Origin of the sequence: Collinsella tanakaei (genome assembly GCF_016900375.1) — a bacterium.
Classification (GTDB): domain Bacteria; phylum Actinomycetota; class Coriobacteriia; order Coriobacteriales; family Coriobacteriaceae; genus Collinsella.
In genome coordinates this window covers 83285-95157 of sequence record NZ_JACJKB010000010.1, presented here as the reverse complement: position 1 = coordinate 95157, position 11873 = coordinate 83285, and the positions used below count along the sequence as shown (strand labels likewise).

General features: G+C 59.1%; 6 protein-coding genes and 1 pseudogene. 6 read left to right on the top strand and 1 reads right to left on the bottom strand.

Annotation, left to right across the window (positions count from 1 at the left end; translation table 11 throughout):
• Nucleotides 1–793: pseudogene (locus H6A16_RS10800) on the top strand (IS256 family transposase); the annotation flags it as partial.
• 167 nt (nt 794–960) lie between these two features.
• Here the strand turns inward: H6A16_RS10800 and H6A16_RS07320 are convergent.
• Entirely contained in the window at nt 961–3750 is a 2790-nt protein-coding gene (locus tag H6A16_RS07320) for an S-layer homology domain-containing protein (RefSeq protein WP_204617665.1), read from the bottom strand.
• A 554-nt stretch (nt 3751–4304) separates the two neighbouring features.
• Between H6A16_RS07320 and H6A16_RS07315 the strand changes: the two genes are divergently transcribed.
• The 5 genes from H6A16_RS07315 (at nt 4305) to H6A16_RS07295 (ending at nt 11692) form a co-directional block, all read left to right on the top strand.
• Nucleotides 4305–5762, top strand: a complete 1458-nt coding sequence (locus H6A16_RS07315; RefSeq protein ID WP_204617663.1) for an aminoacyl-histidine dipeptidase — start codon at nt 4305–4307, stop codon at nt 5760–5762.
• A gap of 190 nt (nt 5763–5952) precedes the next feature.
• Nucleotides 5953–7578, top strand: a complete 1626-nt coding sequence (locus H6A16_RS07310; RefSeq protein ID WP_204617661.1) for an AAA family ATPase — start codon at nt 5953–5955, stop codon at nt 7576–7578.
• Nucleotides 7575–8618, top strand: a complete 1044-nt coding sequence (locus H6A16_RS07305) for a 5-methylcytosine restriction system specificity protein McrC (RefSeq protein ID WP_204617659.1) — start codon at nt 7575–7577, stop codon at nt 8616–8618. Before H6A16_RS07310 ends, H6A16_RS07305 begins: the two co-directional genes overlap by 4 nt.
• A gap of 268 nt (nt 8619–8886) precedes the next feature.
• Complete coding sequence (locus tag H6A16_RS07300) at nt 8887–10563, top strand: hypothetical protein (protein ID WP_204617657.1); 1677 nt, start codon at nt 8887–8889, stop codon at nt 10561–10563.
• A complete protein-coding gene (locus H6A16_RS07295) occupies nt 10535–11692 on the top strand; it encodes a hypothetical protein (RefSeq protein WP_204617655.1) in 1158 nt (385 codons plus the stop codon). Before H6A16_RS07300 ends, H6A16_RS07295 begins: the two co-directional genes overlap by 29 nt.
• The last annotated feature ends 181 nt before the right edge of the window (nt 11693–11873 follow it).

Genomic DNA, 11873 nt, shown 5'->3' with positions numbered 1-11873 from the left:
CGTTAGGCCGAACGGGATGGTCGGCGTGCCCGCGCTCAAAGCCGAAAGTTTTTCGTGCTCATTCCCGAAAGTTCGCCACGCTCAAACCCGCAACACGGAGGCTATCAAACACAGACGGGATCTACCTGAAAAGAAGCTGGGGAGGCTCCTACGAGAACGTGGCGGTGATGGTGGCCATCGGAGTCAACGACGACGGCTACCGCGAGGTCATCGGCGCCGCCGAGGGGTTCACCGAGTCCGCCGAGTGCTGGCGGGAGTTCCTCTCGTGGCTGAAGTCCAGGGGGCTCCGCGGCGTGCGCATGTTCACCGGGGACAAGGCCGCCGGCATGGTGGGATCCATCGCCGAGGTCTTTCCCGGCGCGGCGTACCAGCGCTGCACCGTGCACTTCTACCGCAACGTGCTGGCCAGGGTGCCCAAGTCGAAGAGGCCGAGGGTCGCGCCATGCTCAGGGCCGTCCACGCCATGGAGTCGCGCGAGGCTTGCGAGGCCAAGGCCCTCGAGGTCGCCTCCGAACTAGAGAAGTCCAAGCTCGGGGAGGCGGCCAGGGTCGTCCGCGAGGGCTACGAGGAGACCCTAACCTACACGCGCTTCCCGAGGGAGCACTGGCGGCGCATACGCACGAACAACGCCATCGAGCGACTCAACCGCGAGATCCGCAGACGCACCCGCGTGGTCGGGATGTTCCCCGACGGGAAGAGCGCCCTCATGCTCGTGACCGCGAGGCTGAAGTACGTCGCGGAGAGCGAGTGGGGCTCCCGCCGCTACCTGGACGTGACTCTGCTGGAGGGGTAGCCGTACCGGAGGGCGGGCCTATGGGGCTGTCGGAAAGTGCGCAAGGATCTTGACGGTACCCCGCCTGCAGGCATGTTTTAGATGATGCACCCCAGCAGGGCGCAAAAGAAAGGAGGGTCCATTCGGACCCTCCCTTTCCGGTTGATGATTGTCGGTTGCCCAGGCGCTTACTTCGTGAGCACTCCCGCGTCGACGGCGTTCTTCATCATGGTCGCCATCTCGGCGCGGGTCATGTCGCGGATGCCCTGCAGCGAGCGGGTGCCGTCGGGGTTCTCGACGCCGTTCATGAGGCCGTTCTGGACTGCCCAGGCGACAGCCGGCTTCGCCCAGTCGGACACCGAGTTCGCGTCCGTGAAGCGCTCGAGAACCGAGAGGTCCACGTCGGAGAGATCTGCGCCCATGGCCTTGACGATTACGGTGCAGAACTGCTCGCGGGAAAGGCCGTCGCCGATGCCGAACTCGCCGGAGTCGGAGTAACCGGTCATGATGCCGTTCTCGACGGCCCAGTTGACCGCGTCGGTGTACCACTCGTCACCCTCGACATCGGGCAAGCCGGAACCGGGGGAGCCGGCAGCGCCGCCGAAGTAGTTGTACATGACGGTTGCGGCTTGCTCGCGGGTGAGCGTGTCGTTCGGGGCGAATGACGTGTCGTTGTAGCCGTGGAAGATGCCGTTGTCGAGCGCCCAGTCCACGGTGTCGTGGAACCAGTCGTCGTGCGTGACGTCGCTGAACTTATGGGCCACGCACAGGTCGCCGCCGTCGCAGCCGAAGACGACCTCGATGGTCGCGCCGCCCTCGGGCATCTCGAACGTCACGTTGCCGTCCTCGTCGATGGAGGTCTCGACCTCGTTGCCCTCACTGTCGGTGACGATGACGTCGCGGACTTCCTGGCCGGCGTCCGGCTTGGCGACGACCGTGGCGGTCTCGCCTGTGGGCACGGGTGCGACCTCGACCGCGCCGCCTTCGGTCTCGGGGATATCGACGTCCTGGTCGGGATCCGGCTCGGGCTCAGGATCGGGGTCGGGGGTCGGGGTCGGATCGATGGGGGTGTAGCTGTTATCGACGAAGGTCACCGCGATCGTGACGCCTCCGTAGGGCATCATGTAGGTGAAGGTGCCGTCGCTCCCGGCGCTGTAGTCCACCTCGTTGCCGTTCATATCGAGAATCGAGATGGTCCCAACACGATAGCCGTCATCGGGTTTCACGGTGAGAGTGGCGGTCTCGTCTTGCTTGCAGGTTGTGGATGTTGCCGCGCCGTGGGCAGACGATCTGACGGTTACGCTTTCGTCGATTTCCGAAGGCCTGCGATCCTCGGCGTGTTGGTCGTCCGGCCAGTAGTAGATGCCCCTATCGATTTTATCGTTGGCATCAAGCCAACAGGCAGCTTGCTGTGGAGTGGATAGGACTGCACCTTCGGCGTTGGAGTCAGCCATTATCTCGATGAGATCTTTGGGTTCGATATAGATGCCTGCCTGCGTGTCGGGTACCGAGCAATCCATTGTTGAGACTTGTGCCCATCCTGTCCCGTGATTGCGGTAGTTGATTCCGGCAAGGGAGCCTTCACCTGGGTAGATTCTAGTGAGGTAGAAGGCAACGTGGGAGCTGTCGACGATGGCGCCGTACACCTTTGCCTCCCTCAGCTCGCAATAGGTGACGTTTACCCACTCAGCGCAATCGTCGACGAGCATAACGGAGCGACAGTGCTTGCCGGCATCGATGGTCAGCCGTATGAAGTGGCAGCCGGATGCGGGTCCGTCTGCCGGGCTGTTGCCATCGACGGTAATGAAGGCTTCGGAATCGATGTCAGCGGTGAGCGTGATGCTGTGAAAATTTCCTTCAATGCTGACTCCGTACGGGACAACGATGGCCTTGTCGGTCTTGATGTCCTTGTCAAGGAAGATGTAGTCGCGAGACTTTGCGTATTCAAGAGCTTTCTCGAATGAGTCGTATTCAGTAATGGAGCCGTCTTCGCTCTTGATGTGGCAGACGGTGGAATCCTTAAAGTCGTCCTTGACGACCTCGATTGAATTATAAGAGCTGTAAATCACGCGGCAGTCTTCTTGGATGTAATCATCGTGAATCACAGTCGAACTGGTGTCGTTTAGGTAGTATATTCCGGGCGTGAGCTTCGGCGCGTCATCACCGTACCTAAAGACGGTCCAAGAGAAATCCTCGTTCTGCTTCGCACAGATATTTGGACCCAAGTTGCTCGTAAACTCATAGTGCTTCCAGCTTGCCGGGAACGTACCGCCCATTATTACGAAATTCCCACTGTAGCTCTCGTAATTGATCGTCGCTTCAGTGAAGTCGCCGCCGTAGATATACAGGGTCCCGCCGTCGGCTTCATTGTTGTTGATGGTTCCCTTGTACTTTCCGCCGTAGATATTCAAGTTGCCACTGTTCTCGATGGTACCCGTCACATCGATATCGTAGAGTTCGAGTTCCGACCCGGGATAATTTGTAATGGCAGGACCGGAAACACCTTCAGCATACGACTTGATGGCGGCAGCGTCGGGATTTGTCTCGCCTTGCAACGTGTTGCGGATTACGAGCTTTCCATTGTTGGAGATGGCCGGTTCTGCCTCTATCGAGCTTTCCAGTGTGTGACCGTTCAATACGATGGTGTCATTGAACTGAGAGGGCTCCGGGTCAGTAGGGTCGGACGGTCCGTCCTCAGTGATATTAAGGCATTCCGTCAGGTTTTGGTTGACGAGAATCTTACTATACCCTTGTCGCAGGGCTGCCTGCAGGGTTTCATGAGCTTTCATGCTCCCGTCGGCGGCAACACCTGTCACGGCTCCCTGTTCGGTGCTTGTTGGCTGGTCTTCAGTCGCCATTGCTGTAGGCGTCTCGGGTACGGCCAAAGCCGGCGCTGCTTGGAGCGTAAGCCCGAGACCCGCTACGGCGAACGCAGGAATTGCCCTGCGGGCGATGCGGCTGACTTTAGAATGCGTCATGTGGTCTCCTTCCCGACATGCTGTTGCGAAAAGCAAAAAGAACCCATTCGATATTGTCGGACTTACGTTCAGGGGGTTGTTGCGCAACATCTTGGTTCGCATCGGAGGGGGATTGAGACGAACGGAACCGAAGTTCGTGCAAGCTATACATCGGATGACGGGTGCTGAGCAGACGACGAAGAACGGCATTCCCGTCAGGCGGTGTTGGACTATTCGGATGCAGATCAAGGTGGCGCATGAGCGGTTGCCCCGTATGTCAAGACGCGGGCGGGCTTTCGCTTCCGCGAAGCTGCATTTATCGTTGCACGTCGCGGCTACCGCTGAATCCCTGCATTCTTACCGATGACGACTGCATCTAGGAATCCTTGCTGTGCTGCATAGTTTCCTTCGAAATTTGCATATTACGTGTCATCTTCTGCCTCCGTGTACCGTTCGCCTCCTTTGGGCGTGTGCGCTGCTCACTTCTGCGATGATAGGGTTACGCAGCGTGATTGTCGGCTTGCAGCCGGCGTATCGCGCTGCAGGCCAAGCCATCGACGATCAGAGAGGTAGACATGGCATACATCATTTCCGGATACAAGCCCGAGGCCCTCTTCCGCTTTTTCGAGGACATCAGCGCCATTCCGCGCGGTTCGGGTAACGAGAAGGGTATCAGCAACTTTCTGGTCTCCTTCGCCCAGGAGCGCGGGCTCGATGTCTACCAGGACGACGTCTACAACGTCATCATCAAGAAGCCCGCGAGCGCCGGTGCCGAAGGTGCCGCGCCCGTCATGATGCAGGGCCATATCGACATGGTCTGCGACAAGCTTGCCAGCGTCGAGCACGATTTCGAGCATGACGGCATCGAGCTCGTCGTCGAGGACGGCGTCCTGACCGCCAACGGCACCACGCTCGGCGCCGACAACGGCATCGCCGTCGCTCTCATGATGACGGTGCTGGATGACGACACGCTCGTGCACCCCGCGCTCGAGTGCGTGTTCACCACCGACGAGGAGACGGGTCTGGTGGGCGCCGAGACCCTCGACAAGTCCAAGATCTCCGCTCGCACCATGATCAACCTGGACTCCGAGGAGGAGGGCGTGGCGACCGTGAGCTGCGCCGGCGGCGTGGTGGCGACCCTCACGCGCTCCTTTACGCGCGAGCACGTCGAGGGCAGCTCGCTCACCATCGAGATCTCCGGCCTTCTGGGAGGCCACTCCGGCTCCGACATCCACCTGGAGCGCGGTAACGCGAACCTCCTCATGGCCCGCATCGTCGAGCAGGTGCTGCGCGGGACCTCGGCGCGCCTAGTGAGCTTCAACGGCGGCACCAAGGACAACGCCATCACGCGCGAGTGCACGGCGGTGCTCGCCCTTGCCGACGCCGCCGACGCCCAGCGTGCGGCTGACATCGCCCGCTCCGTCGCGGCCGACATCGCCTGCGAGCTCGAGGTCTTCGACCCCTCGTTTGCCTGCACGGTCGAGGTCGCCGACGGCGTCGCTCTCGACGCGATGGGCGCCGAGGACACCTGGGCACTCATCCGCGTCATCCGTCTCGCGCCCAACGGCGTGCTGCGCCGCAACGTCGCCGCCGACGGCTTCGTGGAGGTCTCCTCCAACCTGGGCGTCGTCATCACCGAGGATGAGGGCCTGACGGTCCTGCTCTCGCCGCGCTCGTCCATCGCGTCGCTCCAGGAGGAGATCAAGGAGCGTATCCAGACGCTCGCCGACACCCTGGGCTTCAACGTCTCGTTCGACAACGAGTACCCCGGCTGGAGCTACGCCGAGCACTCGCATGTGCGCGAGGTTTTCCAGCAGAGCTATCGCGAGCTGTTCGGTACCGAGCTCAAGATCGAGTCCATCCACGCCGGTCTCGAGTGCGGCCTGTTCGCCGAGGCCCTGTTCGGGCTCGACGCCATCGCCGTGGGCCCCACGCTGGCGAACGTGCACACGCCCGATGAGAGCATGTCGCTCGACTCCGCCGAGCGCTTCTACGAGCTGCTCGTCGACGTCCTGAAGCGCCTTGCCGCGTAAGGGCGCCAAGACGGAGCGACAATGATCCAATGGGAGAGGGGCCCTGGAGAGGGCCCCTCTCCCTGTCTCGGTGCTTCCATGTGGGCTGTGCGTTGCTGCGGTCCCGGTTGGTATGGTCGCCTCCTTCTACAGATGATTTCGGCGCGCGCGGTAGAATGGAGCTGCTGACGAATCAAAGCGAGGTGTTTGCATGGTGGAGTTCAACCGAGACAAGTTTGCCGCACTGGTCGATTCGTACGCAGCCGATTTGGAGCATGCACGACCGGGAGAGATGTACAAATGGGAAGCGGTGCTTTGGTTCAGGCAGCATTGGGACCCCAGCGCTTCTGACTTCGCGGAAATGCTCAAGATCTCCCTAGAAAAGACGGGAAATCTGTTGGCGGGTTATCAGTATCTCCCGCGCGGGATGCTGCTGGAATTCGCATCGCATGATCCGCAAGGTGTAAGGGATTCGCTCCTCGAGCTCTTGGACGGGTCAAATGATTTCCTGGCTCGTCTGGTCGCTTTTTCCGACGCAATGAGCCTCCAGCTTGAAGCGCTCAATGAGCTGTATGCCGAAACGGGGAAGAAGGCAATCCAGAATTCCTATCAAGACCCACGCGCCATGTGCGTGTATCTTTCGATGGCTCATCCCGAAAAGTACTACCTGTACAAATCGGAGATGATGAGGAAATTTACCCAACGAATCGACTTCACTTATGCAAAAGGGAAGTTCGAGAAACCGCTGGCATTTCATGAGCTGCTGGACGCTCTGCTCGAATGGGTGGAGCGGAATCGTCCTGAGGTAATCGAGAAAAGCGATTCACTCATGGCCCCCGAGCTGTTGGATGCAGACCCTGCGCACCATCTGTTTGTTCAAGATATCGTGTTTTGGGCGGCGGAAAGAGCTGAGATGGCAGACAGTGTCTGCTCGGAGGATACCACGGATGCGACACAGGACCTGTCGCACGGCGCGCATCAATGCGCGCCCTACTCCGATACCGACTTTCTGTCTCAGGTTTATTTATGCGCTGCCGATCTGGATAAGCTCAAAGGGCTGCTGAAGAGGAAGAGGAACCTCATTCTGCAGGGCGCTCCCGGTACCGGCAAGACCTTTGCGGCGAAGCGGCTGGCGTATGCGATGATGGGCTGCCAGGACGATTCCCGTATTCAGCAGGTGCAATTCCATCAGGGAACTACGTACGACGATTTCGTGTATGGCTATCGACCTAATGACGCGGGCGGGTTTGATCCAACGCCTGGAGTGTTTGTAGCGTTCTGTCGCCGTGCGGCGGCGAAGCCGGACGAGGAATTCTTCTTCATAATCGACGAAATCAACCGCGCTTATATTTCTAAGGTTTTCGGAGAGCTGCTCATGTTGATCGAGGCAGATCACCGGGGAGATGCCGTGGCGCTCACGGTGACAGGCGAGCCTTTTGCGGTTCCAAAGAACGTTTACCTAATCGGCATGATGAACACGGCGGACCGTGGGCTGGCGCTAATCGATTATGCTCTTCGGCGCAGGTTCGCGTTCTTCGAGATGAGTCCTGCGTTATCGAACCCTCTGTTTCTCGATCAGGTCAAAATGCGCGGTGAGAAGATGGAGAGCCTCGTGAAGGCGGTCATTCGTCTTAACGAAGATATTGCGTGCGATCCAGCGCTTGGCAGGGGATTCCGCATTGGCCATAGCTACTTCTGCGCGGGTGAGGGCGGTTCAGAAGACTTGGCGTCATCGATCGTGGAGTTCGAGATCGTGCCGCTTATCGAGGAGTATTGGTTTGACGACGATGGAAAAGTTGAAGAAGAGCGAAGACGACTTGAGGAAGCAGTAAAGTGAGCGTTGCCGAAGACAGGGTCGTCATTAGGAATATCTATTACATGATGGCCTATGCATTCCGCGCGCTCGACGTGAAAGAATTTGCCCGCTTGGGGGCGGAGCGCTTCAATAGTTTCGCGGACCTTATGGCAGCCATTCTCACTATCGGTATGGCCACGCAACGGCGTAGAGGCTTTGAGCGAGAATATGAAGAGCTGACTGAGGACATGCATACGGTGAAAGGGCGTATCGATGTGATCGGTACGATGAGGCTGCGCTCGCAGCAGCGCTGCGAGGTTGTATGTACCTATGATGAGTTGGCACCCGATACGTACAAGAACCGTGTTCTCAAGACATGTGCAGGGCTTCTGATAGCACGTGATGACGTGCAGCTGCGGCGCCGGCGCGATCTTCGACGCTGTCTTGCGAGCATGGAGGGCGTCGCGGTCGTTGACCCGCACCGAATCGAGTGGAGCCGGCTTCGCTACCACCGCAACAATGGTGGCTACCGGTTCCTCATGACCGTGTGCTATTTGGTGGCGCACGGGTTTCTGATGAGCGAACAGGGGGACGATTATCGCCTTGCGCGGATCGATGATGGCCAGCAGCTTCATACGCTTTTCGAGCACTTTGTTTTTCAGTACTTCGCGCGAGAGCATCCCGAGCTGATTGTTCGCGCAAAGATGGTAGACCGCGGGGCGTCTGAGGGGGCTCCGGAGTTCCTTCCCCGGTTGTGGACCGATGTTACACTGCAGCGGCGGAATAGCGTCCTGATCATCGACACGAAATGCTACGGCCAGATTCTCCAAGCGCGCTTCGAGGGCAAGATCCTCTCTCCGGCGCATCTCAACCAAATCCAAAGCTACGTGGTTCATGAATCGTATGGGTATCCCACCGAGCACGTTGCGGGCATGGTGATGTATGCGCTGACGGACCACGACGACGCGATTTGCGCACGCTGGGAGGAAATCGGGCATACTTGGCATTGCCGTACGCTCGACCTCGGCCAGGAGTTCTCCGGAATAGCCCGGCAGCTTGATGAGGTAGCGGCTCTGGTGTGATACGCAGCGGGGAGAAGCGAGCCTCGGCATAGGCGGAATATGTCCGGGTATCGCTGTGTCAGGGGCTGAAATGTTGCACGCACATGGTCCCGTATATTAGAAATCCGTCCTCTCAGAATCGATTGTCGGGTTGGGCCTGCTGTCACGGTGCGGCTGTTTTGCAGCAATAGGTACCATCTGATTCGCACTGCTCTGGAGGAGGCCAAGTATGGCATGGTCAGATTTATCGAAACTGAACGATATCGCTGCAGGTGCGGCGTAGAAGGCGATGGAGGCGGCTCAAGCGCTGAGTGAGTCAGCGGGCGAGTTGTCAGCGGCCGGAGCCCAAGCGGTTGCTGCGGCGGGAGATACGCTCTCCGGAGCTGTAGAGGCGGCCGGGAAGGGCCTCGACGGTGCTTCGAAGACGATTGCCTCGGTTGCAAACGATACCGCGGGTGCCGTTGCCGGTGGTGTTGCGAGCGCGACGGAGGCGGTGACCTCTGCGGTCGCGGAGGCGAAAGAATCAGCCGAGCAGGCTGCGGCGGAGCGCGAGCGTGCTGAACGAGAGGCTCGTGCTGCAGAGCTGCAGCTCTCCATGGATGCACTTGATGAGCACGGAGCCGTTCGGTTCTTCCGGTTGCTGGGGGAATCGCCCGTGGAGATGACGCGGGAGAACATCGATAGGATTAAGGAAACGTTTCCCATTCCCGTGGAGCAGCATGTGCTGTGGTCATCGGCTGAGCTCGATTTGCGCCCCAGCGGCATTGCCGTTACGAACAAGGGTGTTTTCATCAAGTCCGACGTTGACGTCCTGGCATCTGTGGGTCTTCCCGGGTTGGAGCAGAAGAGCTCGACGCTGTTTTACTATCGTTGGGAAGATTTCGATCCGTCATGGTTCGTGAGCGATGCGGATTGCGAGGCGTTGCTTCCCATCCCAGAAGAGTTGATCGGAGCGTTTCGTCTTGCCTGCGTCACGGCCGCTTCTGCTGAAAGTGATACTCCAGCTTGGCTTGCCAAGCAGTATTCTGGGGCCATCGATCCCAATGAATTGATCACCAATGCCGCTTCCGCGGGCGTCATGGCGCCGATAGCTAAAGATGCCTGGTATGCCGATCGGCACGCCGCGATTCATAATCCAGCCGGTCATGGCGAGATGGTTGAGCGGGCTCACAACATGCTGGACCGCCTGAGCGGTCATGATGTGAAGTGGCTCGGGCCGACAAATGTCAAGGACGGTGCCGATCGCGTCGTGGGCGAATCGTTCATTCAGGTCAAGTACTACAACTCGGCTCGAGGAACTCTCAACTCGGCCTTCGATGCGTCCACAGGGAAGTATCGCTATCTCGCCAGCGACGGTTCTCCTATGAAGCTGGAGGTCCCAAAGGACCAGTACGAGAAGGTTCTTGAGGGGTTCAAAGATAAGATTCGCCGCAACGAGGTTCCCGGCGTGACCGATCCCGAATGCGCGAAGGACATCGTGTGCAAGGGAAAGCTGTCGTACCCTCAGGCGCGGAATCTGACGAAGGCGGGGACCGTCGAGTCGCTGACATACGATGCGGCGACCGGAGCCGTCGTTTGTTCGTGCGCGATGGGAATCAGCTTTGTCTTCTCTGCGTATTCGACCTATCGACAGACCGGAGATATGCGCGAAGCCGTTCAGGTTGGCATGCTGACGGGGACCCAGGTGTTCGGAACGACGTTCGTGCAGCATGTACTGGCAAGCCAGCTGTCCCGTACTGGGCTTTCCGATGCGATTATCGGTCCCTCCCAAGTGTTGGTGCAGAAAATGGGATACAAGGCAACCCAGGCAATCGTCAACGGTCTGCGTGCGCTGTCCGGCAAGTCCATGCTCAGCGGGGCGGCAGCATCAAGTCATTTGGCAAAGGTGTTGCGGGGCAATGTCCTCACGTCCGTCGTGACCGTGGGCGGTGCTTTCGGTGCCCGAGACCTATCGCTTGGTCAATAGGAGGATCTCGGGTTCCCAGTATGCCAAGAACATGGCTGTTTTGGCTGCGTCGATTGCAGCGGGTGCCGGCGGCATGGTCGCCGCAGGCGTTGCTGCAGGGAAGATTGCCTCGGTAGCGGGAACGACCGTCGCGCCTGGTGTGGGTACCGTGGTCGGGGCGGTTGGCGGCTTTGTGGGTGGCGCCGTGGGGACGCTGGTTGCTGGGACTGTCGGCGGCATTCTCCACGAAGACGATGCGGTGGCTATGTCTCGCTTGCTCAATGCTTTGGTATCTGTCATGGCGTCGGAGTATCTGCTTGACCAGAAGGAAATGGACGCTGTGGTTGATGCTCTCGGTAAGGTTTCTCAGCATACATTGACCGATCTGTTTGAGACAGTCCGCTCCTCAGATAAGCAAGAGGATGTCCTTCGAGCGTTTCTTGCACCGATTTTTGACGAGGTGGTGTCTGGACGAGAGGCGTTCAAGCTTCCGACTGCCCAAGAGATCGAGGAGGCAGTTGAGGACCTTGCGGAGGAGGACGGTACCGAGGAGGCTCCGGAGAGTGACGGAGCCCTGCCGATATGCATTCCGGAAGGATGGAGTCCTACAGATGATTTCCCGCAGGTGTCGGATGATGCTCGCGGTTATGTCTGGGACGACGAGGGAACCTATGCTGTCATGGTGGTTGGCTCCATCGAGCATGATGCGTCGCTGTTCGTCGTTGATGATGTCGTTTCCGGCGTGCGTCTTTGCCTGTCGGATGAACAGGGGTTGATCTCTGCTGAGCATGGCATGTCAGCTCGTGGGGTGCCGTATTGGGAGACCATAGTTAAGATGAGGCTTGAGGCGGGCGTGCAGTACTGCCTGACGATTCAGCTGGAGAGGGCCGACGCCGTTGCTGCGCTTACGGCTATTGCCGAAGAGAACGGAGTGACAGGAGTTCGGGACAGCGCCGTATACAACCTTGCGAAAGATGGCGGGATGATTGACGGCGTGGACGGCGGGTGGCTCATCGATCCCATCGAGTCGAGTGCGGTGGACAGGTTCCCCATGAATCTATCTGAGCGGGAATCGTTCGATGAGATGTTCCCCCTTCATCCGCTGAGCGAGCTGAGGTCTCTAGCTGCGTTTATAAAAGCCCAGAATTAATTCGTTGTGGGTGCATTGCCCTGAGCCAGCCGTCGGCACTCGTTTCGCTGGCGGCTGGCGTGCGTTCAGCCCCGCATTGGTAGCAGTCTCCCAGTTGGCGAGTTCATGCTATTTGCCATGATGAAGTCGACAGACTCCGGCGTGTCCCCCACGTATGTGGGGTTAGTTCTCCGTTGCCGGC

Excerpts from the sequence above, each read along its gene's own strand:
- H6A16_RS07315 (WP_204617663.1), top strand. The coding sequence starts at position 4,305 with ATGGCATACATCATTTCCGGATACAAGCCCGAGGCCCTCTTCCGCTTT.
- H6A16_RS07310 (WP_204617661.1), top strand. The coding sequence starts at position 5,953 with ATGGTGGAGTTCAACCGAGACAAGTTTGCCGCACTGGTCGATTCGTAC.
- H6A16_RS07300 (WP_204617657.1), top strand. The coding sequence starts at position 8,887 with ATGGAGGCGGCTCAAGCGCTGAGTGAGTCAGCGGGCGAGTTGTCAGCG.
- H6A16_RS07320 (WP_204617665.1), bottom strand. The coding sequence starts at position 3,750 with ATGACGCATTCTAAAGTCAGCCGCATCGCCCGCAGGGCAATTCCTGCG.